The organism is Streptomyces lydicus (assembly GCF_004125265.1).
Lineage (GTDB): Bacteria > Actinomycetota > Actinomycetes > Streptomycetales > Streptomycetaceae > Streptomyces > Streptomyces lydicus_C.
On sequence record NZ_RDTE01000003.1, the window covers coordinates 15461 to 39649 of the forward strand.

A 24189-nucleotide genomic window follows, 5' to 3' on the forward strand; every position below is an offset into this window, starting at 1 on the left:
TGCTGGCCGCGGGTGGCTTTCGGGTGGCTCCCCTGCAGGGTGAGATGACGCTGTCGTTCCTGGGGCGGATCGCGGACAGGTATGGCCTGACGGTGCGGAGTCTGCTGTCGACGGTTACCGAAGTGGCCGGCGCCCACACCTGGATCTCCGAGAGCAGCGCCCCGCACGGGTCCGATCCGCGGTTCGAGGACGGGTGGTTCGCCGGTGTCCGCGATGTCGCCAGCTACCTGCTGCGCATCGCCGACACCACCGCCACCGCCCAGCGCGGGCGCGCCGCCTCCAGCGCCCAGCTGCTCGCCCACCACCGGTCCGCGGCCGCGGACCAGGCCGTGGAGGCCGACCCCGCTTTCGCTCCCTCAGTTGGCTCAGGCCGTGGTCCGTAGTCCAGCCGGCTTCGGGACGCTCATCGCCGTCCCCGCCCCCGGGCCGCCCGCTCTTGCCGGGCCCGGCGCAGCGCGGCCGCGCGGGACACCGCAGCCTGGCGGCGCCGCTCGGACCGGGCGGCATCGAACGGAGTCGGCGCATCGTCCGGCACGACGACGTCGGTCTCCGGGAATGCGTGACGGCTGAGTTCCCGCATCGCACGGTTCTGCCGCTCCACCGCCTCCGCGATACCCGGGTCCACCCGGCGCGACGGCGCGACCTCCTGATGGGCGACGGGTGCGCGTCGGCCGCGTCCCGACAGGTGCTCCGGGGGCTTCGTCCTGCGTCCCGCGAGACGGAGCGCGCCGCTGGCCCGGCGTACCGGGAGACCTTGAGGTCGTCCAGTGTCAGCTCTTTCGTGCCGCGGTCGGCCGCGCTGCTCTGGGTCCAGGCGACGATCGCGGGGCGCGCCTGCTCGTACGGGGCGCCGGCGGCCGCGTTCTGGCCGTCGGTCTCGGCGAGCTGGCGCTCCGGGGCCCTGGTCGGGGCCCGGCTCCTGCGGGCGGTGCGCACTCTGATCGTCCGGACGCTGCGCACGTGGTGTGTCGCCACCTGGGTCTTGGTGCCCGGCATGCAGTGGCTGACGAAAACATGTTCCCCGGGCCGCCGCGGAGGCCCGGGGAACATGTTCGTGTCGCTTCAGAGCCCGCCGCAATGCGATGCGGAACATTCGGGCCCGATGGGCTCCCAGAACAGCGCAGGAGCACTCATCACGAGCCGTTTTCAGTCGTTGCCCACCTCGAGCAGCCAGCCATCGCTCTGCTCGGTGCACATGTAGCCGGCCTTGTGACCGTTGTCCGTCAGCGCTGCCCCCTTGTCCATGCACGCCTTCTGGGTGGGGAAGCCACGGTATTCATCCGCTGCTTGCGCCGCCCCCATGCTGATCGTGGTGGCCGCCGCTATACCGGCCAGGACGACAGCTGCCTTGCTGAGCTTCTTGCGCATATTTTCGCTCTTCCGAAGTGTTTCCGTGGACGATCACCATGCTGCCCGGCCCCGCTAATGGATCACTAAATGATCACTAACGTTCGGCGCGGGGCCCACGACGAAGGCGGCCCGCCCGAGTGATCCGCCCCGGGGCGCCGGGGGCACACGCTGATCAAAGGCCGCCAGGCGCTGGTGCGGATCGCCCCGTACTGGAACCCGACCTGGCTCACCGACTGGCAACGCCGGTATGCGGCGCTCGCCGCGGTGCTGGCCGACGGGGCCACCCTCGCGGAGATCCTGCCCGGCGTCACCGTCGGCGGCCAGGACATCGGAGCCTGGCTGCATGCCCAACGCACAGGGTGGGAGCAGCTGGGCGAGGAGCAGCGCGCACGCCTGGCCGAGCTCGGCGTCGAGCCGCTGCCCGCCGCCGAGAAGGAGACACCGGTGAAGGAGGCGAAGGCCCGCAAGGGGGTCACGGCGTCCTTGAGCGGGCATCGCAGCCCTGGCCCAGTACAAGGCCCGCGAAGGGCACACGAAGGTCCCGCGGGCCCACACAGAGGAGATCACGGTGGAGGCAGGGCAGAGCCGGTGTCTGTGAGGCTGGGCGTATTTCTCTCGAACACCAAGTCGAGGCGCGACAAGCTCACCGCGGACGCGCTCCAGCAGCTGGCGGACCTGGGACTCGACTGGGCGGCGGCTTGACGGTGCAGGAAAGGGCCTTGGACGGCTGAGCACGCGAGGCCAGGTGTGGGGGTCGATCAGAACCCCACACCCGGACTCTGAGCCGACGGTAGAGCCGTATCCGCGGCCGGCGCGTGGAGGCGCTCACCGGATCTCGTGGGCGGGGCCCCGAATCCGGTGAGCGGCTGACACCTCGCGTCAGCGGTCGATCGGGAACACCCTGTCCAGGCCGCTGTCGCGCAGGATCTGCTGGATGGTGTCATCCAGGGTGCTGGCAGCGTCAATGACGGTCTCCAGGGTGTCGGGCAGCAGGACCCTCTGGGGCATCAGTTGTCGGGCCCACCGTGACACCGCCGTCGATCCCCATCCCGCCGTCTTCGCCGGCCCGGCCGGTCGGGGCGTGGCCGTCACTGCCTTCCGTACCTGCTCAGCAGGCTGCCCCTTGCCCTCCGCCCCCTGCTGTGAAGCCTGCAGTCCCCCAGCAGCCGGGGCCTGGTGACCGCGTGACGGCGACGGAGCGTCTGCTGGACTGGCGGTTGAGTGAGCACTGGTCTTCAGAGCCACGGCCGTGCCGATACTGTTCGCGCGCCACGAACCTGCGTGACGAGGACGGTGTTCCGTCACACAAGGCGTGCGCGGAGACGGAGAGGCTGGGGCAACGGTCTGTCTGACGGCCTCCGCCCGCGCCTGGAGCAACTCGGTGAACTTCTCGCCGTCGTGTAGGCCGGCGTGCCTCGGTCAGCCGAAGTCGAGCGTCTCCTGGGCGAAGTCGGCCGGGCTGGCCCGAGGCGGGGGTGCGCCGTCCTGGCGGGCGGCCTTCCAGCGCTCGGTCAGCTCGTCCTTCCATCCCTTGGGCGGGGGCCACGGGACGCCCCAGGCGGCGAGCTGGTCACGCTTCCAGCCGCCGGCGGGCGTGCGCGCGGCTTCGATCTCATCAGGCGAGGGCAGGTCGGGCATGGTCAGCGACCGCCCATGAGGAACAGGGCCGAGGCGGGGTTGGCGAGGCTCTTGGCCAGCTGCTCGCCGTCGGCCGCGACGGCCCGAAGCTCCGCGGCAGTCGTGGCCACCTCGGTCTTCGGGTCGCGGCCCTGCTCCATCGTGATCTTGTCGCTGGCGGCCAGCATCTCCAGGACATCGGCGGTCTGCTCGAACGCCTGCGGGAACCGGTCGACCAACGACTTCAGCGCCTGGGTGGCGTCCGGCAGAGCGGGCGGCGCCGACATGTCCTTCGCGTCGTCCAGCACCACACGGTTGAACTCTTCGATCAGGTCCCGGGCCTGACGCGCCAACATCACCGGATCCGTCTTCGCCGCCCTATGCCCGCTCCTCGCCGCTGAGATGGTGACCCTCAGTGTCCCAGAGCGGGCAACGGCGTCAGGCCCACTTCCTGCCGAACACCAAGAGCAGGCGCGGCAAGTCAGCCGGAGGCGGGCAGGACCGGGTGGTCGATGTGGTGGTGCTCGACCTCGATCCCGGCCTCACCGCCCCACGCGGCCCAAGCGCGGCGTGCGACTGTTTCCGCAACCGCCACGGAGCTTTTCCGGACCAGGGAAGTGATCGCAGTCCTCACGAAGGTCGCCTTGGAGTGGGCAGAATGTGATGCGTGGATGCGGGGGTAGCTGCAGTAGCAGGAGCAGTTGTCGGCGTGGTCGGCACCACGGTGGCCGGGGCGCTGACAGCGTGGGCGACCAGGGGGCAGGCTCGGATTCAGGCCCAGGCTCAGCAGAATCAGTGGTTGCGGCAGGTTCGCCGGGATGTCTATGTCGCTCTGATGACGGCCGACTCAGCCACCGAGGATCTTGCGCTGGGACTGCGTCACGCCTTGCGACAGACGCCGCCCGATCTTGAAGCGGCAGATCGGATTCTCGGTCAGGCGCCGGAGCTGTTGGGAAAGCTCAAGTTCGCCGCCTTGACCGTAGGGCTGGAAGGGCCTGTCGGCGCGCTTCGTCGGGCGTCTGACATCCAGTCGTCCGCGTTCGCTGCGTTGCGGGCTCTGACGGCGCTTCGAGACCTCCTGGGGATTGTTCAGCCTGACGCTGCAGAACTGGACGAGGCAAAGACGCTGGTGCGGGACTCGATTGAGCGCATGCAGCGTGCGGGGTCAGCTTTCATCGGTTTCGCAAGCGAGGTCCTCAGCCGAGACGAGCAGTAGCGGCAGCTGAGCGACCACATCAGGCAGCTCAGCCACGACCCTTCAGCACACGGGGCAGGTGGACGTGGTCGCGCGGTGCCACTCGGCATCGACCGCCCGCAGCCACCGCCACCAGCGCAGCAGGTCATAGGCGTAACTGCGAACGCTGCCGGTCCGGTTGTCCCGGGCGACCACGTGCCTGATCCCCGAAGTTGGGGCGCCCTGGTGCCGACGTACTCGTCGATGCGCAGAGCAAGAAGCCCTGCGAAGGTGGGCATCGTTGTTCGAGATGATGGGGCGGTGTCTCTTCGCTATTTCAATCAGACCGGCTGGACCGCGATCTTCAGCGGCACCGACACCGAGATCGGCCGCATGGCGCGTGTGGAGGGCTGGGACCAGGCGACCGGGGCGGCCCTGGTCGTCGATCCCAAGCGTGGCGCCCTGCGTCCTGTGACGGACTACGAGGGCTTCTCCCACCTGGAGCGAGCCGAGCAGGTCATAGCTGCGGTGCCTGGTGGAGGGTGGCAGGTGCACTGGAAGGACGAGGGCCCAGGGGGGACGCCACTGACGGAACAGGTGCTGGCCTGGCTCATCACGTCGCAGGGACGGGCGACGGCCATCACCGTCGATGCTCAGGGGCATGTCGAGGATGCCGATGGCGCCGACGCCTTCATCCCGCCGGGCGAGAACCCCGCGTCCTGATCGCAGCCGGTCAGAACAGGTTGCCGCTTGTTATCAAGGGTGTGCATGTCATCCGTACAGCTCACGAGCTCTATCCGGTCTTCAGGCACGTTAGGCAAGTTGGTCCGAAGCGGGGTGATCAAGTGCCAGTGACCCGTTACGGCTAGGAGTGCGGGTCGTTGATCTCGTTATGGATATACGTGCGAGTTCTAACGACCCCGGGGGGAAATGGGGTCCGGACTTGCTGGCCTGCCGCGATACAGCACTCGCTGAATGTAGCCAGTGTTTGGGCAGTGCCCCTGGCGTCGAACGGGCAGAGTGGCCAAGATCGTGAGCCATGCGTGCAGTCGTCTTCGATATGGATGGGACGCTTCTGGACAGCGTCCCCACGGTGTCCCGGGCCTACGCCGACGCGATTCGCTCGCTCGGCGGTCCGCCGGTCTCGCCGGAAGAGGTGGTCGCCAGCTGGCATGTCGGCCACACAGATCTTGTTCTGGCTCACTTTCTCGGCCGCGCCTGCGGCCCTGCCGAGGTCGAGTGCTTCCACGCCCACCTGGATCCGGCCGTCACCGAGCTGCGGCCATTCCCTGGCATTCCGGCCCTGCTCGACGAACTCGCTGATGATGGCCGGCGGTTGGGCGTGTTCACGGCGGCCACCCGGCGAGTGGCTCTGATCATGCTCGCTGCCGCCGGCATCGACGCGCGGTTTGGCGTGGTCGTCGCGGGCGACGAGGTTGAGCGTCCCAAGCCGGCGCCGGACGGGCTGCTACTGGCGGTGCGGCAGCTCGGAGTTCCGGCCGAGGCAACCGCATATGTGGGTGATGCCGAAGTGGACCTCGGTTGTGCCAAGGCCGCGGGATCGCTGGGCGTGCACGCCAGGTGGGGTGCACGCGCCGGTGTCCGTGCCGGTGCTCACCCGGTCGCGGCGCGTCCGTGCGACGTGCTCAGCCTGCTGGTGGCGCCGCGCAGGCGCACGGGCAACGCGATGGCCCGCCCGGGCGCCTCTCAGCCAGAGTCCGGCAGATCGGCAGATCATCTGAGGCTCGCGGGTGAGGAGGGGCAGCCGTGATCAACACTGGTCCGTTGCGCGAGGAGGATCGCGCCGCCTGGGAAGCCTTGGCGCGCGGCTACAAAGCGTTCTACCGCACCGCGGTGCGGGACGAGGGCTACGAGGAGACTTGGCAGCGGCTACTGCTCGCCACCGAGTTCCACGGTATCGGCGCCTGGTCGAACGGGACGCTGGTCGGCATCGCGCACTACCTGTTCCACCCGACGTTCTGGATGGAAGACAGCTGCTACCTCCAGGACCTCTTTGTCGACGAGGCGGCGCGCGGCCGAGGCGCAGCGCGGATGCTGATCGAGAAGGTGGCCGATGCAGCGCGGTTGCGGGGGGCATCCCGCTTGTACTGGACCACTCGGGAGGACAACACCGCCGCCCGCGCACTGTACGACAAGGTGGCGAGTTTCAAGGGGTTCGTCCGCTACGACTACCCCCTGGCTTGCGAACCGGGGGAAGCGCCGGTGGGCCGGTCGGCCGTGACGTGAGAAGGGCCGCGCGGGTTGGGTGAGTTGTGAAGCTGACCTGGGCCCGCGCGGCCTGTACCCATCCTGCCCTGTCCGGTGTCTCCCGCGCACACCTCGGCGAGTTGTTCGCCGATCTCGCCGCCCCATGGGAGGCGGCACGGCAGTCCGCGCTGCGGGAGGCCCGTGGCGGTGTGCGCAAGCGGGCAGCCGGCGCGGGGCGCAAGCCGAAGCTGGTCTTCTACGATCGGCTGCTGCTCGCCTTGGTGCATCTGCGTCATCAGCTACCGCACGAGGTCCTGGCCGAGCTGTACGACGTCGACCGCTCGGCCGTTTCGATGGCGATCCGGCAGGTCCGGCCCTTGCTGGCGGCCCGCGGCTTCGCGGTGCCCGACCGGCCCGGGCTGCGCCTGCGAACGCTGGAGGACGTCTTCGCCTACGCCGAGTCCAAAGGTGTCGAACTGCGCCTCGACGGAGCCGAGACCCAGGTCCGGCGCCCGCAGGCGGGTCGGCCCGGACGCCGGGCCTTCATCTCGGGTAAGCGCCGACAGAACACCATCAAGACCACCACGATCAGCGACGGTCAGGGCCGGATGCTGCTCTCCGGGGTCGTACGACCCGGCCGGATGCACGACCAGACCGCCGTGCGCACCGAGGGCATCGCCGAGCAATTCCGCCTCCACCCGCCGGTGAAATCGCAGGTCGACGCCGGGTACGCCGGGCTGGCCAAGGAGTTCCCAGACCAGGTCACCGCTCCGCCGCAGAAGCCGAAGGACGACGCGTGCGACGGCGACAAGTGGGCCTGGAACGAGGCGCGGCGGCGCCAATCCTCGGCCCAGATCTGCGTCGAGCACACTAACGCCGAGCTGCGGCAATGGGCACCCTTGCGGCGCTTCACCGGACGCCGCGAGACCTACGCGGAAACCCACCTGGCCATCGCCGCCCTCGTCTCCGACCGCTCCGCGCAGCGGCCCACCCGGCGCCGGACGAGCACCGAGCTCGTCCTCGTGCGTGACCGGGCCTGCTGATCACACACCAGCCGAACCGCCAGGCCAACACGTCCCGACTCAATTTCCCCCGAGGTCGTAAGACGTGTCTGATGTGCGGCGGAGGCATGACCGGAGCGGCGTACCTGGTCGTCGGCTGGACCCGGGCGCCGCGGAGGCGTACGTGGACGGCGTGCTGGATGACGATCTGCGAGCCGTGTTATCGCCGCGGGGCGACGGATCCGCAAACGGGGTTGTCCCGGCCGGCAGCCGCGCGGGAGACCGCTACCGCGCGGTGGGTTGAGCTGGTCGGCCGCGGCGAGGTGCTGCCGCCAACACCGTGCGCCGGGTGCGGGCTGGTGGTTGTCCGACGGGCGGAGCGGCTCTTGAAGCGAGTCACCTGTTCGCGGGCGTGCGCGACGTCCTGCACGCGCATCCGTAACGGCGGCAAGGGGTCGGGCCGGGCGTGCGGTAGCTGCAGCCGCCCCGTTACGGCTGGACGTGCGGATTCTGCGTACTGCGATGCGCGGTGCCGGCAAAGGGCTTACCGGCGCCGGGCCGCCGGGCGAACGGCCGATCCGGCAGCGGAGCTGATGGCGGCATTGACCCCTTTCGTCAACGCGTACGCTCCCGGGATCTCCGGGACGCTGCACAAGGCGTTGTACCGCCTGCACGTCGCGCACCTGCGCGGCCACAGCCGGAAGGCGCCGCTCGCCCGGCTCGCCTCCATGGATCCCGCCCGAGTCAAGATCCCCGACACGGAAGACGGCCGCCGACTCCGGGCCGCACTCCGCGGTATCCGACCGGCCTGATCCCGCACCCGCCGTTACGGATACGCGTGCAGGACTACGGTGCGCCACCGGACCCTGAACAAGCGAGCGTTTCGCTCGATTTGGCGGTTCGTTCAGGGTGGGGGTCGGCAGCACCCGCGTCACAAACGTGCCGTACGTGCCTGAACTACCCGCTGATATCTGTCAGGCACGGGCTCCTGGAACCACATGCCGAACATGCCTGACGGTCAATCTGCACCTGAGATAATCCCGGATGCCTGTCGACTGGCGGCTACAGCGCACAGGCGACTCCTGAACATGCAGGCCAGCCAGTCTCAGCCCCCGGCTTGACATCGAGATTGGGAAGTTGCCTCCTGGGCTCTCCTCTGCAACGAGCGCGACGCTCGCCGGGCTGGGTCTCGGTAGAGCCGGGCCGCCTCTCACGCAGGGGTCAGTCCCAGACGTCCGGCCCGCCGCCCTGCCACTCGATCAGCTTCCGGTCATCCAGTGCAATGACGCTGTCTTCGATGCCCGCCTGTTGACGGTCCAGGTCTGTCGAGGACGGCCAGGTCTACTGGGCAAGCCCAGCAAACAGCGCCGGCCGCCCCTGCACGATCCGCGCCGCGTGCATCCGGTGTACTCGGGCCCCTTCGGCACCGCACCACGGCGGACTCCACTCCGGTGCGGTGCAGGTGGAATCCACCGTGCTGTGCGCTCCACCGTGTCCGATCGCTTGGGAGAGTGCTCAGCGGTCCAGCTGCCAGTCGGTCATCTCCGTGACCACGGTGCCCGTGGGAAGTTGAGAACACATGGATCAAACTCCAGCTCCGCCCTCATCGCGTGAGTGGCAAGCCGTCCTTGACATGCTGCGCGTCGTTGAGAGGATTCTGACGGGTTCTATCGACTCAGGAACCCTCGAAGCTCACGACCAGCGGGCTATCGGGATGCCTTCCGCCCTTGAGGGCGCGGTGCCCGGAGGTGTGCGGGTGGAAGGTGCCCTGCACGCAGTGACAGCGGCGCGGTGGCTCATCCAGCAGGCAGTCCAGGGACAGGACCTCCCCGGCTCGACCGTGAAGCGGGCACAGGCGAAGCTCGGCATGGCCGGGGGGTATGTAGCCACCGCATCCGCCATGGAACTCTCAGCTTGCATGGCAGCACGGGACAAGGCGCAGATCAGCGCTTCTCCGGTGATGCCGAAGGCTCCAGGGGCAGCTCTCCCGCAGCATGCCTGCATCGCGTGCGGAGAGTGCGGCAGCTGCTCCTGCCGCGCACCGGCGGGGCCGGGAGAGTGCGAGCTGTGCCAGAGGATCAGGTTTGTGCGGCTTCGGGCCGCGGAGGACATTGCTCGCCACAAAGGCCAGGTCGCGAACGGTCACGTCTATGTACTGACCACAAACCGGCTCCATCGGTGGGACTGCAGGAGCCTGCCCAGTGTGGAGAGTTGCCTGGCGCAACTCGATTTCATGATCAGGCGAGCCCGTAAGAGCGAGAGCGAGAACGAGGCGCGGCATCTCGACTGGCCCTCTCTCCCAGCCCTCCTGACCGCGCAAGAGTTGCAGACAGGCGGGACCCGCCGACGTAGCTGCGGGATGTGCAACCCGGACCCGCTCAAAAGCCCTTGAGCTTGTTGATTGCCCGCTCGACGACGTTGCACTTTTTGTGCCGCTCTTTGTCGAAGCCGGGAGGCCAGGCGGTCCGGCCGGGCGGGACACTACCGATCCCCGGTCTTCGCCCCGTGCTGCGCTCCGGGCGCCCGGCACTGCCCCGGCCCGTCGTCGGCTCCCTCACCGAAGCCACGGTCGTGGCCGACTGGCGCCCGGAGTGCAGCCCCTCCGGCGGCCCGGTCGGCTGGCGGCCGGTGGGCGAAGGCGACCACCGGCCGTCATCCTCAACCCCGCCCGCACCACGGCCTCCAAGATCGAAGCTTGCCGCGGCCGCAACCGGCGTGAGCACCGCACCCTCGCGGGGCTCCGGAAGGGCGGGAAGATCGGGTATCACATCGGGTATTCCTACGCTGTTGCGCATGAGTGCCGCAGCGCTACGTTCTGCCTGCTGACCTGCGGTCGACGTCCGGAGATCCTGGAAAGACCCTCCGCGGTCCCTTGCGCTCACCGGCGCAGCAGCCGTGACAGCACCTCCGCAGCGCCATGCATCTGAGACCCGAACACAGTGGGGTCCGCCTCGCCCGGGATTCGAATGGTGCGTGAACGGTGCGGCTGGGACGGAAACGCCTCAGATGATTTCCGCATTACCCCTTCGTTCATCCCGTGAGGCAAAGGCAAGGATTATGCCCACACTCAGTCAACACAGCCTTCCGGCGCGTACAGCAGCCAGAATACTGGCCGCACTTGTCGCCACTCTGGCCGTTATAGCCACGATCACCCCCACAGTCGCTCACGCGGACAGCGGAACGAGTGACCTCAACGTTTCCCTCAGCCCGAGGGACAACAGCGGCCTGAGCTTTCAGCACATCGCGCCGATTCTGTGCAAATGGCCTGAACATGCAGAGCCATGGTCTGACGGCGGGGTCCCAGATGGAAGTGGAGTTCCGCCGTGTCACCAAAATGGGCCGAACTCCCTCCAGCTTGGATCCGGCACATCGGATCAGCAGTTCACCCTTTCCCCGACCTCCGACGGGTCGTTCAACCTGAAGCTCACTGATGAAGGGAGCGCTGTTTGTCTCGCGGAACCGTCCAACGGCCTGTTCAACGAGCAGCCGTGCCCGACGTCCGGAACGTGGGCTCTGCAGCCGGCGAGCGACGGGGCGAACTACTTTCTGATCCGCCATGTCGGGGACAACACGTGCATCACTCCCGCAGGAGATGTGAGCAGCGGGACCCCGATGGGCGTGAGCACCTGCGACGCCAGCAGCACGAAGCAGCAGTGGTCCATCGCCACTGCCGACGGCGCAGCGCTGCCTAACCTGACGAACGGAGCTGCGGTCAATCTGGGCAGCAACAAGATCACCGTCTGCAACTGGGGAGGTTACGCGGCCAGGGCAACCATCGACTACCAGATCAAGGAGAACGCCGCCGACGACACCGTGACCAAGGGGCACTCTGCCATCGAATCCTTCCCGGTCCAACAGTGCAGGACGGCAACCCTCCCGGCCGGCAAGATAGTCGCCACGGTAACGCTGCGCAGGTTCACCGGCTTCACAGAGGGTGCCTACGCCTTCGCCGACGGCGACGCGGGCTCGTGGGCCAGCGACAAAAACGACAAGATCACGGCCATCTACACCCTCGGAGGTGTTCACGCGAACGCCACCTACAACATGTACGGCACGAGTTGCAACTCATCGTCCGGTTTCGAGCAGGCCAGCGACAGCCAGGTGGCTTCGACGAATCAGCAAGGCCAGGTGGGATGTGACGATACCGTCGACTACACGAGCACCATCATGGGTGCGGTCGGCAACGCTGCGAATCTACTCATAAAGCTCGTCTTTTCCCTGACCTTCCGGTAATTGATCCAGGGCGGCCCGGCACACCCCGGAAACCCCCGCGGACACAGTGCGGCCCCGACTCCGGCATCCGGATCGGGGCCGTGCAGTTGCCGGCGTGGGCGGACTTGGAGCCGCTGAGCGTGTCGAGCTCCGGGCCGACCGCCTGCTCGGCCCCTCGGTTCCCCTGGAACCGAAGGAGACCGACGGCATCCCCAGCCGGGGCGCCCCGGGTCCGCAGGGGCCCGCGCATCCGCCTCAGCCAGTGAGCAGCCGGGAACGGACAGCGGCGCCGGCAGGGTGATCCGGTCTGGCCCGCTGTCGTCGGTCAGCCGAAGTCGAACTCCTGTGCGAAGTCGCCCGGGACCGGGCGGAGCGGGGGCGGGGGCGCGCCGTCCCGGTGTGCGGCCTTCCAGCCCTCGGTCAGCTCGTCCTTCCATCCCTTGGGCGGGGGCCACGGGACGCCCCAGGCGGCGAGTTGTGCCCTGCTGTAGCCGCCCTTGGGCGAGCGAGCTGCTTCGACTTCTTCAGGTGAGAGGAGTTGCTTCATGAACGGTGAACGCTCCGTGTGCAGAAGTTGTCCCGCGTAACGGTGGCGGAAGATCGACAGGTCGGTTGTCTTGTTCAGAGGGAGCCACCCCTCAGGCATTGGGGAGCTCGCAAGCGAGGGGGCTTCAGCACCGACGGGGGCGTAGTACATCTCGGCGGGCTCTTCCCACACGGTCGACTTCAAGGCGACCTGCTCGCCGAAGACCTCCTGTCGGAGTTGCAGCAGACCGGCCTCATTCAGGGCTCGGATGTAGTTCAGGAGCTCAATCGTGCCGACCATGGCCCAGGCGACCAACGGCACAGCGGCGCGAAACCGGTCGAGCAGCCCGAAGGCATCGCCTTCCCGACGGCGTTCTGGATCGTGATGCACCACGTCTCCGTAGATCCAGGCCATAGCCAGCCCGTGAGCATCAAGGTCACGCTCTTCACCTGTGGCTGGGTCGCAAACCATGATCGAGTAGCCGGATTCCTCCCGCGTGGAGGGGCTTACCCGTGCCCGCCATTCAGCGCGTGCAGCTCGGATCCACTCCGCGTCGTGTGCTGCTGCTCGGCAGATGTAGCCCAAGGCTGACAGCACTTTCATGTGGAAGCAGTCTTCCGTTGTCAGAAGGATCGGCCTGATTCGCGCCGCTGCGGATTCGACCACTTCCTCAGGCGGAAGCTCATACCGGATCCGGACTTCGCCGTTGTGGACGCGTACGTTGATCTTCATGCGAGTCAACTCCACGAGAGCGTCCCAGTCGGCAGCGAGCGAGTGTTCCTCAACTCGGCGAGCTCTCACCACGAATGCCTCCAGCCAGCGCTGGTGCCTCTCGTCAAGGGGCTCTGCCTGATCGCGTCCCACGCCTCCCCCTCACATCACCATCCCCTCAAGCATGACGCGCCTTCTCGTACACATCCATCCAATTCGCCGAGCTGAGTCTCGTACGGCAGAGGGCAGTTGGCCGGTAGGCTTGCCCCGTTCAGGCGCGGCGCGAAAACCCACGGCGAGGCGGCCGCCGTTCTGTCAGATGCCGCCGCACGGCGACCCCGGTTCCGCGAAGACCGAGTAGACATCAGGGCCTGGCTACCACCGCACCTGGTACGAGCGGCTGCGGTGCGGGGCATGGGTGACGATCCCATGGTGTTCCAGGGCCTGTAGGTGGTAGGCAACCGTCGAGGCGGACAGGGCGACCGCGTCGGCGATCTCCCGTATCGAGGGCGGGTAGCCAGCGTCGTCGGTCAGCTCCTGCAGGGCCCGAGCGATCCGGCGCTGGCTCTCGGTGAGGTAGGCGGTCATCGCCGGGCCTCTGCGGGGTCCGGTTCCCAGGTCTGCTGCTTGAGCGCCATCCGGGCGGCCGGCGCCCGGCCGGGGATGGTCGACCAGTACGGGTGCGTGGCGATCCGTACGGACAGGCGCTGCAGGGTGCGGCGCAGGACGGTGGTCTGGGCGGGATTCTCCTCCTGGGCGAGCTGGCGGTAGGCGGTGTACCAGGCGCGCTGGGCCTGAAGAAGATCGTCGGGGAAGTCGTAGGTGGACATCACCCACGGATTGCATCACATGTTCGAATTGCGGCGCAGCGCACGCACGGGTGAACCTCGCCCGGCACCGTCGTATCGCCGAAGCCGAGCAAAGAGAGCGGGCGGCCACCCGCCAAGCCGCTGCTCGACCTATGCCGCTGCCGGCCTGGACGATGCGCATGAACGTCAGCGCTGCCCCGCGGCCGGTGGCTGTTCACCATGGCCAGTGCACCGTCGGGCAGCCTCGCGTGCGGCCGATCACCCGTCACGGGGGGGCCGGGGCCTGCCCGCGCGCTCCACTCCGGCACGGGACGACAGGAGGCTAGCCCGTCCGGGTAAGCGAGGTGGCCAACTCCAACAGCCATGGGTGCGGCCCCGTTGGATGAAGCCTGCTTCGGCCAGGACGCGGCGCTGGTGTGAGGTCAACACGGGGCGCACGGCATGCCTCCTGGAGGCGATAGGCGCGTCTTCGGTCGTCCGGGATGATCAGCGAGGGGATCGCAACTGAGTCCCTGGAGGCTTCGTGCCCGTTTTCCCTCGGTTCCGCAAAGCCGCCCTTGCCGCTGCCTCGCTCGTGCTGGCCGCCTCTCCGGCAGCCTCGGCTGCACCGGCGCCGAAGGCAGCCGAGCCTTGCTATGTGGAGCACTTCTGCCTGTGGGGGCGCGGGCAGTTCGAAGGGCCGATGGTGTCCTACACCAAAGGCAGCCGGAACGTGGCCGGCCAGGGCCTCACGCGGGGCGGCTGGTCAGCGTGGAACCGCACCAGCGAGGAATGGTGCCTGTGGTACAAGCCCGGTTACGCAGGCGGTGGAAAGGAGGTCGTGAAGCCGGGTCACAAGTTGTCGGTGACCTTCCACGCATTCAAGTCGCTCCTGCCGCGCAGCGCCTGGAGGTGCTGACACCGCCTCCCGCGCCTGCAAGTCGTTCGGGAGCTGTCCGACTCGGGAACTTCTCCGTGGTGGGTCCGTTGCCGCTCGACCGGTGGTCTGCGGACCGGTGAGCGATCGCGGACACGTGGGCCGCGCCGTAGCGTGGGTGGTGAGCCGAGCGCCGTGGTGCTGTGGGGTAGCGATGGATTACTGGGAAGTAGAAATCACAGCGGTCCGGCGCCTGATCGCTGCTCACCGGGATGAATTCCACGCGCTCCTCGCCGAGGCGGAGAAGAGCGCGCCGGTCACAGGTCCCGGGCGGCCCTGCGGGACCTGCAAGCGCCTGCATCTCGACCGGCCGGGCATAGAGCTGGCAGCCCGTCTCGGCCACGACCGCATCGGCCACCGAGCCCTCGATGCCCTGTGGAAGGCCGGCTACAGGACCGTCAGACAGGTGCGGAAGGCAACCGGCCAGGAGCTGGGAACCCTGGAAGGCATCAGCGATACGGGCATCGAGCGCATCCGGTACTCACTGGGACTGCATGATCTTGTACGTGCCGGCCAACGCCAGGATCGTCAGAACCATCCCGCGTGATCCGACGCGACGTCGCAACGCCGATCGTCCGGTCGGCTGCCCCGTTGAATCCCTCAGCAGTGCGGCCCCGGCCGGGAGCGTCACCGGTCGGGGCCACACCGTGTTCGCGGGGGACGTGAACACACCCCTTCAACGACAGAGCGGCGCTTGGGGCAACGGCAATGCGTACACCTGGTACGCCACGGCGGTGCCGTCGTCGGCGGGCCGGTCGGATGTGCCGGTGCGGGTGAAGCCGACTTTGGCCAGGACCCGGCCGGAGGCGGGGTTGGCGGGGTGGTGCATGGCCTCCAGGCGCTCCAGGCCGGCGGTGGTGAAGGCGAAGTCGACGACGTGCTTGACCGCTTCGGTGGCGTAGCCGTTGCCCCAGGTGTCCTCACGGAGGATGTAGCTGAGGGTGCCCATGGACGAAGAGCGTCGCCGCAGGGCGATCAGGCCGATCATCTCGCCGGTGGCGACGATGCCCCAGCTCCACTGCGCGCGCGGTGTCTCGGTGGCTCGGGCGAGGGCTGTGCGGATCTTCTCGTGGGCCTGGTCGAGGGTGAGGGGCTTGCCGGTGGTGTGCCGGATGGAGGCGCCGCTGTAGATGCGGGTGAGGGCGGTGGCGTCGTCGGGGCCCAGGGCGCGCAGAGTCACCATGCGGTGGTCAGCTCCTTCGCGGTGGGGCGGGCGGCGGGGTCGGGGGTCAGGCACGCGGTGAGGGCGTCCTCGAACTCGGGGAACTTCCACGGCCGGACGTCGCGCAGCGCTGTGGTGGTGCCCTTGGCGATGGCGGCCAGCTTCTCCAACCGGTCGGTGGTGTCGTCGTAGGGGACGGGGCGGTGGGCGGTCCAGCACCAGAACAGGGAGGCGCCCAGGCTCCAGATGTCGGCGGCCGGCTGGACGGGGATGTGGGTGTCGGCGGGGGTGGCGAGGATCGCGGTGGCGAGCTCGGGCGCGGTGGTGTGGGTGAGGGCGCCCCGGTAGGGAACGCGGCGGTCGGTGGCGGGGCCGCAGGCGAGGCGTTCCGTCCAGGTGCGGGCGATGCCCGTGAGCCAGGGGTGGACCGCGGCGCGGTTTCCTTCGGGGCTGCGGGCGAGGGCGAGGGCCCGCCACAGGGGGGCGCCGTCGATCCAGTTGACGGCCAGCCACCGGCCGCCCTCCCACGCCCCGGCGCTCACCCGGTAGTCGGGGCTGAGCGCGCCGGCGGCGGTGAGGCGCAGGAGGTGGTCGTCCTCCTGGGTCATCTCGGCGGCCTTGTCACGGGCACCTTCGTCGTCGGGGTTGTTGGCCTTCAGCGTGACGGTGCCCTTGGGGCCTTGGATTTTCCAGGTCCGGGAGCCGCGCCGGTCGCTCAGGAGCTGGATCGCGGTGGGCTCGCCGGTGTGTCCGGTCAGGAGGGCGACGGCTTCGCTGGGGGGAGCAGGTGTCGGGCCCATGTGCGGATCTCCTTCCACTCGGTGGGGATGTGCTCGAACACGTCACGGCCGTCGTCGTCAGCTGCCGCGAGCGCGGCGGCCAGGTACGGGGTCGCGCACAGGAAGCGTGGGTCGCGGCGGCGGACGGCCGCTCTCACTGGGAGGAACGAGGCCGGGGCGGCCGGGATCCGGTGGCCGGCCGCGGTGGCTTCCTCTTCGCCCGCGTAGAACTTGCCGAACATCACCCCGACCGGGCCGTAGAGGTTCTTCAGCACCCAGTGCGGCCAGGCCAGCAGGTCACGGTGCCGGGCGCCGGGCACCTCGCCCACCAGGACGATGTTCTCGCACCGCAGGATGCCGTGCGGCCGGTTCAGCAAAGGCCGCAGCCACTCCGCGGCCTGGACGCCCGCGTGGAACAGCTCCGCCTGGACGGCTTCGGCGCCGCCGTCGGCGCGGTAGACCGTCCAGCGGGTCAGGCCCGCGTGCAGGGAGGGGGCGAGGTAGGGGCAGTGGGCGGTCATCTGCCGCGCGTAGTCGCCGATGTCCACAGTCGTCGGGCGGGTGGTGCTGGCCTCGACGAGGCGCAGCGCCCCGGCGGTGGGCCGGGGCGCCGGCGTGGTGCGGCGGGCGGTCTCCGGCCGGCGGTCGGGCGCGACGTCGTCGCCGCCGATCGGGGCGCAGTCCCACTCGGCGACCACGGTGCCGGTGGCGCGGTAGTGGGCGATGGCGTCCTGGTCGACGTTCCCGTCGGCGTCGGTGAACCAGATCTCCGGCAGTGGTCCGTACGCCTCTTCGTAGGCGGTGACCCAGGAGATCGGGCCGCGGCCGCCTGTGGCGGCGTGGCCGATCGGCCGGCCGGCGGTCTCGTGGCAGAGAGCCGCGTACTGCGGGGTGCTGAGCAGTTCGCGCCAGGCCGCGTCCACGGCCGGGGAGAACATCTCGGGTGCCGACTGGCCGTTGGCGAAGCGCCGGCCGGTGATGGTCAGGAACCGTCTCAGCTCGGTCGTTGCGGTCGTCGTTGCGGTACTCACGGTGGTGCCCCTCTCGGTGTCGAGTGGTGCTCGCCCGGCCCGGGTTGGGCCGGGCGTGGTGCCGTGCACCGCGCACCCGGCAGACAGGTCTCGTCCGGGTGCGCGGTGGTCTCAGGGGGTCGTGACGGTCTGGGGTGCGACGCTGGTGACGCGGTCCAGGCGCTCGTACAGGGCGCGCACGAGCCGGGCATGGCCCTGGGCGCAGCGCGCGGTGCCCTCCAGCGGGACGGACAAGCGCCGGTCGGCTTCCTCGAGGACGATGTCAGCAAGGGCGCGGGCGGCGTGGTCTTCGGGCAGCAGGTCCGCGGCGCGGCGAACGTCGGCGGCGACAGTGCTGGCGGCGCCGGTGAGCAGCAGGGCGATCTGGTGGAGGTCCGCGGGCGGCAGGCCGGGGTTGCCGGTCCATCCCAGCACAGCTTTGACCAGGCCCTTGTGGAACTCCCGGTCGAGGGGGAGATCGGCTTCGATCAGGCCGTGCGGGTCGTTGAGCCCGGTGTGGGTGCCGCTCACCGGCGCCGCGCTGCGGCATCGAGGGTGTGGTCGTCCGGGGTGGCCTGGGCGAGGAACCGGGCGTAGCCGCGGTGCGCGCGGGCGATCAGCGCCGGAGAGGGCCGGCCGAAGGCAGGGTGCTGGAGGCCACGTCCTTCCGGTGTGGGTGCGCTCATGGGCACCGCCTCCGTTGCTGGGCGTCGGTGTCGTTCGACGCTACGGAGGCCGCCGTTCGGTCCTCAACGAAATTGCGGGTAATTGCGGGGATTCACTCCAGGGCGTCGACCGCGGCCTGGATTGGCGCTACCAGGCAGCTATAGCCTCAGGCCCGGCGCTTGCTGTCGAAGAGTTTCAAGATCCGCCGGGCATGGCCTAGCTGACTTGGGAGCCCCCTGCCTGGGGCGAGCCAGAGCGGGGAGCTGGCGGGCCGGGTGGCCAGATACCCGGTGGCCGATCGGCCACCGGCCGTGATCGACGCAGACGGCCGGGGTCGGCCATCGCTTCTCGGGCGTGCGTAAGCGGTGCCGCGGCGGCTCGCTCCGGCCCGTGCAGACGGACTCAGGAGCGGCTCCACCATGGCCTGCACCATTCGCGCCCCTCCATCAGCGGTGGTACCGGCCGCAGCGCGGGGCCGGTTGCGTGCCCACTTCTTGAGGTCGCCGGCGCGGTGTCGGGCATGCTCCCTTTGGCAGGGGAATTGGCAGTCGGCCGTCAGGTGTCCGCCAGCTGCCAGCCGGTCCGTGGGCGTTCCCGACGGTGAACCGAAGCACCGGCCACCGCTACGTACATGGGGTAACCGAAAGTGGCCAGGTAGGAGAACACATGGCGTACGAAACGGCTGCCCCGCCCCCCGTCGGGCAGCGCGACAACCCCTCGCTGGCGACGGTGGTGGGCACCGAACTCGCCCGCAACAAGCGGGGATTCGTTCCCTGGTACCACATCCTCGCCCCTGTCATCATCACCGTTCCGCTCTTCCTCGGCGCTCTCGGCTCCTCCGAGGCGAAGGCGGGCCAGACTTTCGAGGTGTTCCGCAATGTGACCCTGGAGTTCTGGGGCGTGCTGGTACCGATGACCGCGGGCCTGGCGGCGGCGCTGTCGGTCCGCGCCGACCAGGACGCCTGGCGGCTGCTGCTGTCGTACGGCGTGCCGCGCGGGCGGTACTTCGTCGGCAAGGTGGCCGCACTGGGGGTCCTGGGCTTTGTCTCCTCCACCGTGCTGCTGGTGATGCTCTCCCTCGGCGCAGTGATCAGCGGACATTTCCCCGAAGCCATGGGGACGGTGGTTGCGGCGGTCTATCTGCCCTGGCTGGTGGGTCTGTCCATGACGGCGCTGGCTGTGCTCGTCGCGGTGGTGTGGGGCATGGGCCCCAGCATCGGAGTGGGTGTCGCGAGCCTGCTGTCCGGGGCACTCGTTTCGGACAAGGTCTTCTGGTACGCCGTTCCGTTCGCCTGGCCGATGCGGGTGGTGCTACCGCTGGCCGGAATCGGGCCCAACGGAGTGCCGCTGCCGAAGGACAGCCCGGTGACCGACATGTCGGCCATCCCGCTCGCCGTGGGCCTCTCCGTCGTGCTGACCGCGGTTCTGCTGTTCATCGGCCGTATGCACATGAACCGTAAGGAGATCTGACCATGACCACGGCGACACCGGGAACATCGGGCGCGTACACAGCGCCGGCACTCACGATCCGCCAGCTGCACAAGCATTACGGCTCGCACCGAGCCCTGGACGGTGTGGACCTCACGGTCAGCGCGGGAGAGGTCTACGGCCTGCTCGGGCCGAACGGCGCCGGTAAGACGACGCTCATGAAGGCTTTGCTGGGCCTGCAACGGCCGACGTCGGGCAGCATCCAGATTTTCGGCAGGCCCGTCGGGCGGGAGTCGCTGGCCGATGTCGGTGCCCTGATCGAAGTCCCCGGGCTGTGGCCGACGCTGACGGCCGACGAGACGCTGAAGGTGCACGCCAAGCTGCGCGGCGTACCCCAGGAGTGGATCGAACCGGCGCTGCGCCTGGTCAAGATGACCGACGCGCGGGGCCGGAAGGTCGGCGCGTACTCACTCGGCATGCGCTGGCGACTGGGGATCGCCGTCGCACTGCTGGCCAGGCCGCGGCTGATCGTCCTTGACGAGCCCACCAACGGCCTCGACCCCGTCGGCATCCGCGAGATGCGCGGGATCATCCGTTCGCTGGCCGGTGAGGGAGTAGCGGTGCTGATCGCCAGCCATCAGCTGGCAGAGGTCGCTCAGGTCTGCGACCGGGTGCACGTGCTGGCGGCCGGCCGCACACAGTACGAGGGCCCCCTGGCGGGGCTCGCCATCGACGGGGACGTGGAGGCCGGATTCTTCCGGCTGCTGGAAACCGCCGATGCGGGCATCCGCTGACCGGCGGCGGGACGGTTGATGGCCCCGGGACTGAGCGTCACGGGGCCATCAGAGGGCCGGATACGCGAAAGGCGCACGTCCAGGCGGCCCTTGGTGTGTCAGCAGGCGCGTGCCGTCAACGGGTCGGCTCAAGCCGAGCACGGCGCAGCGACATCAGTTCGGCACGGCTTCCGACGCCCAGATCGTCGTAAAGCCTGCGGATACGGCGGTACATGGACCGTTCGGAACAGAAGTAGCGCCGCGCAATCTCGGACACGGTGGTGGACGTGCAGAGCAGCCGCATCAACTCCGTGTCGTACGTGGGGAGGGTCGGTCTCAGCGGTGCTCCGGTGATGTGGGCCTCGCGGTCGACGTCGGTACGGGGCGCAGGCTCGCCGTCGTCGTTACCGTGGTGACGACCGCCCTGGTCGGCCGGGATGGCCTGGAGCCAGGTGGTGGTGGTCTCGGCGGGACTGGTCATGCGGTGCACCCGGAGCTGTGCGTAGAGCATGTCGATCTGGCTCTTGCCGGGTATGGCGAGGTTGAGCACGAAGTTCGCGCCGGAACGGATCGCGTAGTACGTCCGGTATCCCGAGATGTCGCTTGTGACCGCGATGAGCAGTGACAACGGATGCCGCACCCGTATGGCGCGCAGTTCCTCGACCTGGAACTCGCTGGTGACCGGTAACAGCACCGGCAGATCGAGCGCGCGGCCGGGTGCGGTCAGATCCCCGCCGTCGACGAAGTCGATGCAGTCCAGGCCGGAACGGAGCGTGCTGAGAGGGGCGTGCGGTGAGTCGAAGTGTGCCTTGAGTCCGGAGTGGGCCAGGACGTGGAGCTCGGTGGTAGTCGAAGCGTGCTGATGCAAGGCGATGTTCCCCCGTAATGTTGATCCCCGTGTTGTTCGTCCCGTGGTCAGTGGGCGACGCAATGCCCTGGATCACACTCGCGTTCGGCGCAGGACCCGCCAGTGTCCGGTCATCTGCCGACCCGGCAGAGCTTCAGGGTCTTGCTGAGCAGTGAGCCGAGGCTCACCTTGTCACCGCTGTCGCCGGATACGCGCACCGGATCGATGTCGCTGTAACCGGCATGCCGGGCACGGTCGTTGAGCGCGTATGTCGTGCCGTCCGGGACGGTGATGACGGCTTGGTCGCCCTTGCGACACTCGGCGGTGCCGTGGTCGACCGTCAACGGCCAGGTGTAGCCGAGATTCTTCTCGCTGATCTGCTGCTTGGTAGCGGTCGGGCTGGGCAGCGGTACGGGATCCTTGGTGTCGGGGTCGCTGCGGCTGTTGCCCCCGCAGGCGGTCAGGGCCAGCAGCGCCAGCCCCGTCAAGGCTGAGGCCACGGTAAAACACCGGCTATTCGTGATCACTTGTCGGCTACCTCACTGTCGGAGTGCTGGTGCGGTGGGCCCCGCCGTCGGCGCCGAGCAGGGCGGCGTAACCGTCCTCGATCGACGGCTCGACCGGACGGGCCCCGGCGGGCGGAGTGGTCGTGACGATGCGGTACTCAGTCCCCCCGGCGGTGGTCACGGCGCTCACCACCTCGGCGCCGGGCGGCGGCCCGCCGGTGGGGCCGGTGGCCTGGCACATGTACGTGCAGCCCGCGGCCTGGCTGACCAGAGCGGTGGTGGCGTCGTGGAAGACCAGCCGGCCGGAGGCGAGCACCGCCACTTCGGGGCAGGTCTGGGCGACGTCGTCGAGGATGTGGGTGGACAGCAGTACGGTGCGGCCGCGGCCGAGTCCGGCGAGCAGCGCGCGAAAACGCATCCGTTCGTGCGGGTCGAGGCCGGTGGTGGGCTCGTCCACGATCAGGACGGACGGGGCGCCCATCAGCGCTTGCGCGATGCCGACCCTGCGCTTCATGCCACCGGAGAACCCGGCCAGCCGCTCGCCGGCCCGCTCGTCCAGGCCGACCTCGGCGATCCGGTCGTCGACCTGACGGCGGCGTTCGCGCTTGTCGTGGATGCCCTTGAGTACGCCGATGTAGTCGAGGAACTCACGTGTGGTCAGGTCGGGGTAGAGGGACAGCTCCTGCGGCAGATAGCCCAGGGTGCGCTTGACGGCGATGAGTCCGGCGCCGGTCGACAGATCGTGCCCGGCGACGAGCACCCGCCCGGAGGTGGGCCGCAGCACACCGGTGAGGATGCGCAACAGGGTTGTCTTGCCCGCGCCGTTGGCGCCCAGCAGTCCGACGGTGCCGCTCTCGATGTGGAGGTCGAGGGTGTCCAGCGCGCGGCGGCCGCCGGGGTGGACCATCGTCAGTCGCTCAGTGGTGATGTTCATGATGCTCCGTGTCGTCTGATGCGGGCGACGAGATGGCCGAGCGCGTAGCAGGCCGCAGCCATCGCGAGGACGAGGGCGACGTTCAGCAGCGCGGTCGCGTCACTGACCGCGGGACGCAGCGCTCCGGTGCCCTGCCTGGCCGCCCACACCTCGGGTGCGCGCGCCCAGGCGACCAGCGGATAGCCGCCGAGCGGCGAGAAGACGGTGCCGGTCGCCGTGGGCAGCGGCGAGAAGTTCGGCGGGAAGTGGCAGGCCCACAGCCACACCGCGACCGTGACGGCGCGCGCCGCGGCCACCGGAAGCAATACGCCGAGCAGTCCGGCGAACGCGGTGACCAGCAGCGCCGCCGGGAGCACAGCCGTCACCAGCGAGACCACCGCCGAGCCGAACGGCGCGATGGAGCCCCCGGTCACCGAGACCACCGCGGCGTACAGCAGGAAAGAGGCGGCGACCGGCGCCAGAGCGGTCAGCAGCGGGCCGCCCAGAGTCCCGGCGGTCCGGGGAAGCGGTCCGGCGGGGGTGGCGGTCAGCAGCTCGGTCATGCCGCGCGCTTCGAGGCCGCGGCGCAGCCGGTCGGCGAGCGCGATGCCCACGCCGAGCGTGCAGAAGGTGTTGACGAGCACCGCGGCCGCGCCGGCCCGGGCGGCCGGGTCGTGGTGTCCGGTGACGACGGGCGAGGTCGCGGCCAGCAGCAGGCTGAGCAGGGCCAGGGGCAGCACCGCACCCCATACGGCCTTGCGGCGGGCCGCCATCAAAGCCTCGTAGCGCAGGGTCCACAGCAGGGCGGTCATCACGCCTCCCCAGGGCCGAAGTGGGCACCGGCGCCGTGGCCGAGACGGGCACCGGAGCGTCCGCCCGGGCCGAGTGCACGCAGCGCCAGCGCGGTCAGCCAGACGCCGGCCAGCAGAGCCGGAAGCGCCTGCCCTGCTCCTTCCGGCACCACCCGGTCGATCAGCAGCAGCTTGGCCAGGACGGCCGCGACGACCAGTCCGGTGGCGGACGCGGCCGATCCGGTCCGAACCGTCGCCCACACCGCACCACCGCTCAGCAGCACGGTCAGACCGGCCAGCTCCAGCAGTACGGCCATGGGGGCGAGGGGGTGGCCGGTGGCCGCGACCAGGCCCACCAGGGCGGGGGCGGCGACCGCGGTGACGGAGGCGGGCCAGGCCAGACGGCGAGCGACGGTGCGCGGGTAGGGGGTGGGCAGCGACAGATGAAGTTCCAGCATCGGCTCCCGTGCCACCGCCGCCGCACAGGCCAGTGCCGTGGCGGCGGGGAGCGCGCAGCTCAGCAGCGCACGTCCCAAGACCGTTCCGCCGCCAGGACCCGCGGCCACCGCCGCGTATGCAAGGAGCACCGCCAGACCCGGCAGTATGAAGGCCTGTCTTCCGCAGCGGCGCACTTCGTGAGCCCACCACGTCCCAGCGGTCATGTCGCAGCTCCTCCCGTTGTTCCCCTGCCTCTCGGTGAGCGCGGGGTGGCACCGCCGCTCGCAGCGTGCTACGGGGGGACGGCTGCGAGCGGCGGTGCACCCTGTACGTAGCGGCCGAGTCCGTAGTG

The 24189-nt window shown here is 69.3% G+C and carries 32 protein-coding genes; 13 read left to right on the forward strand and 19 right to left on the reverse strand.

The features are described from left to right. The first annotated feature begins 23 nt into the window (after positions 1–23). Complete coding sequence (locus D9V36_RS02910) at positions 24–383, forward strand: hypothetical protein (protein WP_129292354.1); 360 nt, start codon at positions 24–26, stop codon at positions 381–383. Positions 384–1146: 763 nt separating this feature from the next. Here the strand turns inward: D9V36_RS02910 and D9V36_RS02920 are convergent. After that, positions 1147–1368, reverse strand: coding sequence for a hypothetical protein (locus tag D9V36_RS02920; protein ID WP_129292355.1), 222 nt, complete (start codon positions 1366–1368; stop codon positions 1147–1149). Positions 1369–1542: 174 nt separating this feature from the next. Here D9V36_RS02920 and D9V36_RS02925 point away from each other — a divergent pair, with 174 nt between their 5' ends. After that, positions 1543–2052, forward strand: a complete 510-nt coding sequence (locus D9V36_RS02925) for a helicase associated domain-containing protein (RefSeq protein WP_129292356.1) — start codon at positions 1543–1545, stop codon at positions 2050–2052. Positions 2053–2229: 177 nt separating this feature from the next. On the opposite strand, the gene D9V36_RS42535 is transcribed toward D9V36_RS02925, so the two are convergent. The 4 genes from D9V36_RS42535 to D9V36_RS40650 all read right to left on the reverse strand — a co-directional run bounded on the left by D9V36_RS42535 (position 2230) and on the right by D9V36_RS40650 (position 3601). Continuing rightward, on the reverse strand, positions 2230–2358 hold the full coding sequence (locus D9V36_RS42535; RefSeq protein WP_277753377.1) for a hypothetical protein: 129 nt from the start codon (positions 2356–2358) through the stop codon (positions 2230–2232). A gap of 411 nt (positions 2359–2769) precedes the next feature. After that, entirely contained in the window at positions 2770–2988 is a 219-nt protein-coding gene (locus D9V36_RS02935; protein ID WP_129292357.1) for a hypothetical protein, read from the reverse strand. A 2-nt stretch (positions 2989–2990) separates the two neighbouring features. Further along, positions 2991–3323 carry a hypothetical protein gene (locus D9V36_RS02940; RefSeq protein ID WP_129292358.1) on the reverse strand — a complete coding sequence of 111 codons (333 nt, stop codon included), beginning with the start codon at positions 3321–3323 and terminating at the stop codon, positions 2991–2993. A 125-nt stretch (positions 3324–3448) separates the two neighbouring features. Continuing rightward, a complete protein-coding gene (locus D9V36_RS40650) occupies positions 3449–3601 on the reverse strand; it encodes a hypothetical protein (RefSeq protein WP_164992859.1) in 153 nt (50 codons plus the stop codon). A gap of 75 nt (positions 3602–3676) precedes the next feature. Between D9V36_RS40650 and D9V36_RS02945 the strand changes: the two genes are divergently transcribed. Beyond that, entirely contained in the window at positions 3677–4183 is a 507-nt protein-coding gene (locus tag D9V36_RS02945) for a hypothetical protein (protein WP_129292359.1), read from the forward strand. A 42-nt stretch (positions 4184–4225) separates the two neighbouring features. Here the strand turns inward: D9V36_RS02945 and D9V36_RS42540 are convergent, their stop codons facing one another. Then, a complete protein-coding gene (locus tag D9V36_RS42540; protein WP_277753378.1) occupies positions 4226–4357 on the reverse strand; it encodes a hypothetical protein in 132 nt (43 codons plus the stop codon). Between the two features lie 105 nt (positions 4358–4462). Here D9V36_RS42540 and D9V36_RS02950 point away from each other — a divergent pair, with 105 nt between their 5' ends. The 6 genes from D9V36_RS02950 (at position 4463) to D9V36_RS02975 (ending at position 11583) form a co-directional block, all read left to right on the forward strand. Further along, positions 4463–4864, forward strand: a complete 402-nt coding sequence (locus D9V36_RS02950) for a hypothetical protein (RefSeq protein ID WP_241720672.1) — start codon at positions 4463–4465, stop codon at positions 4862–4864. 316 nt (positions 4865–5180) lie between these two features. After that, positions 5181–5912: an HAD family hydrolase gene (locus D9V36_RS02955; protein ID WP_129292360.1), complete on the forward strand. Its 732-nt coding sequence runs from the start codon at positions 5181–5183 to the stop codon at positions 5910–5912. Continuing rightward, positions 5909–6388, forward strand: coding sequence for a GNAT family N-acetyltransferase (locus tag D9V36_RS02960; RefSeq protein ID WP_129292361.1), 480 nt, complete (start codon positions 5909–5911; stop codon positions 6386–6388). The genes D9V36_RS02955 and D9V36_RS02960 overlap by 4 nt, the downstream gene beginning before the upstream one ends. Positions 6389–6420: 32 nt before the next feature. Further along, the gene (locus D9V36_RS02965) at positions 6421–7392 is read left to right on the forward strand and encodes a transposase family protein (protein WP_206739794.1); all 972 of its coding nucleotides are present in this window, start codon (positions 6421–6423) and stop codon (positions 7390–7392) included. 551 nt (positions 7393–7943) lie between these two features. After that, positions 7944–8162, forward strand: coding sequence for a hypothetical protein (locus D9V36_RS02970; protein WP_129292362.1), 219 nt, complete (start codon positions 7944–7946; stop codon positions 8160–8162). A gap of 2806 nt (positions 8163–10968) precedes the next feature. Next, complete coding sequence (locus tag D9V36_RS02975) at positions 10969–11583, forward strand: hypothetical protein (protein ID WP_129292363.1); 615 nt, start codon at positions 10969–10971, stop codon at positions 11581–11583. A gap of 304 nt (positions 11584–11887) precedes the next feature. Here the strand turns inward: D9V36_RS02975 and D9V36_RS02980 are convergent, their stop codons facing one another. The 3 genes from D9V36_RS02980 to D9V36_RS02990 all read right to left on the reverse strand — a co-directional run bounded on the left by D9V36_RS02980 (position 11888) and on the right by D9V36_RS02990 (position 13629). Then, entirely contained in the window at positions 11888–12820 is a 933-nt protein-coding gene (locus D9V36_RS02980) for a hypothetical protein (RefSeq protein ID WP_206739586.1), read from the reverse strand. A gap of 354 nt (positions 12821–13174) precedes the next feature. Continuing rightward, entirely contained in the window at positions 13175–13387 is a 213-nt protein-coding gene (locus D9V36_RS02985; RefSeq protein WP_129292364.1) for a LexA family protein, read from the reverse strand. After that, positions 13384–13629, reverse strand: coding sequence for a hypothetical protein (locus D9V36_RS02990; protein WP_129292365.1), 246 nt, complete (start codon positions 13627–13629; stop codon positions 13384–13386). Before D9V36_RS02990 ends, D9V36_RS02985 begins: the two co-directional genes overlap by 4 nt. A 553-nt stretch (positions 13630–14182) precedes the next feature. On the opposite strand from D9V36_RS02990, the gene D9V36_RS02995 reads away from it, so the two are divergent. Both D9V36_RS02995 and D9V36_RS03000 read left to right on the forward strand, forming a co-directional pair. Continuing rightward, positions 14183–14506: a peptidase inhibitor family I36 protein gene (locus D9V36_RS02995; protein WP_277753584.1), complete on the forward strand. Its 324-nt coding sequence runs from the start codon at positions 14183–14185 to the stop codon at positions 14504–14506. Positions 14507–14678: 172 nt separating this feature from the next. Next, positions 14679–15071 carry a hypothetical protein gene (locus D9V36_RS03000; protein ID WP_129292367.1) on the forward strand — a complete coding sequence of 131 codons (393 nt, stop codon included), beginning with the start codon at positions 14679–14681 and terminating at the stop codon, positions 15069–15071. Between the two features lie 129 nt (positions 15072–15200). Here D9V36_RS03000 and D9V36_RS03005 read toward each other — a convergent pair whose 3' ends face one another. The 5 genes from D9V36_RS03005 to D9V36_RS40655 form a co-directional block, all read right to left on the reverse strand. Further along, positions 15201–15707: a GNAT family N-acetyltransferase gene (locus tag D9V36_RS03005; protein WP_129292368.1), complete on the reverse strand. Its 507-nt coding sequence runs from the start codon at positions 15705–15707 to the stop codon at positions 15201–15203. Beyond that, positions 15701–16486 carry a hypothetical protein gene (locus D9V36_RS03010; RefSeq protein WP_129292369.1) on the reverse strand — a complete coding sequence of 262 codons (786 nt, stop codon included), beginning with the start codon at positions 16484–16486 and terminating at the stop codon, positions 15701–15703. Before D9V36_RS03010 ends, D9V36_RS03005 begins: the two co-directional genes overlap by 7 nt. After that, on the reverse strand, positions 16441–16986 hold the full coding sequence (locus D9V36_RS03015; protein ID WP_241721255.1) for a DUF6875 domain-containing protein: 546 nt from the start codon (positions 16984–16986) through the stop codon (positions 16441–16443). The genes D9V36_RS03010 and D9V36_RS03015 overlap by 46 nt, the downstream gene beginning before the upstream one ends. A 621-nt stretch (positions 16987–17607) precedes the next feature. Next, on the reverse strand, positions 17608–18006 hold the full coding sequence (locus D9V36_RS03020) for a DUF6415 family natural product biosynthesis protein (protein ID WP_129292370.1): 399 nt from the start codon (positions 18004–18006) through the stop codon (positions 17608–17610). Further along, on the reverse strand, positions 18003–18161 hold the full coding sequence (locus D9V36_RS40655) for a hypothetical protein (protein WP_164992861.1): 159 nt from the start codon (positions 18159–18161) through the stop codon (positions 18003–18005). The genes D9V36_RS03020 and D9V36_RS40655 overlap by 4 nt, the downstream gene beginning before the upstream one ends. A 646-nt stretch (positions 18162–18807) precedes the next feature. Here D9V36_RS40655 and D9V36_RS03025 point away from each other — a divergent pair. Then, a complete protein-coding gene (locus tag D9V36_RS03025; protein WP_129292371.1) occupies positions 18808–19611 on the forward strand; it encodes an ABC transporter permease in 804 nt (267 codons plus the stop codon). Positions 19612–19613: 2 nt separating this feature from the next. After that, complete coding sequence (locus tag D9V36_RS03030) at positions 19614–20363, forward strand: ABC transporter ATP-binding protein (RefSeq protein ID WP_129292372.1); 750 nt, start codon at positions 19614–19616, stop codon at positions 20361–20363. 115 nt (positions 20364–20478) lie between these two features. On the opposite strand, the gene D9V36_RS03035 is transcribed toward D9V36_RS03030, so the two are convergent. The 5 genes from D9V36_RS03035 to D9V36_RS03055 form a co-directional block, all read right to left on the reverse strand. Then, a complete protein-coding gene (locus D9V36_RS03035; RefSeq protein WP_129292373.1) occupies positions 20479–21210 on the reverse strand; it encodes a DNA-binding response regulator in 732 nt (243 codons plus the stop codon). Between the two features lie 110 nt (positions 21211–21320). Then, on the reverse strand, positions 21321–21689 hold the full coding sequence (locus D9V36_RS03040; protein WP_241720673.1) for a DUF2511 domain-containing protein: 369 nt from the start codon (positions 21687–21689) through the stop codon (positions 21321–21323). 34 nt (positions 21690–21723) lie between these two features. Beyond that, on the reverse strand, positions 21724–22629 hold the full coding sequence (locus D9V36_RS03045; protein ID WP_129292374.1) for an ATP-binding cassette domain-containing protein: 906 nt from the start codon (positions 22627–22629) through the stop codon (positions 21724–21726). Next, positions 22626–23420, reverse strand: a complete 795-nt coding sequence (locus D9V36_RS03050) for a hypothetical protein (RefSeq protein WP_129292375.1) — start codon at positions 23418–23420, stop codon at positions 22626–22628. The genes D9V36_RS03045 and D9V36_RS03050 overlap by 4 nt, the downstream gene beginning before the upstream one ends. Then, positions 23420–24061 (reverse strand): hypothetical protein, encoded by a 642-nt coding sequence (locus D9V36_RS03055; protein WP_206739587.1) that lies wholly within the window; start codon positions 24059–24061, stop codon positions 23420–23422. Before D9V36_RS03055 ends, D9V36_RS03050 begins: the two co-directional genes overlap by 1 nt. Positions 24062–24189: the final 128 nt, after the last annotated feature.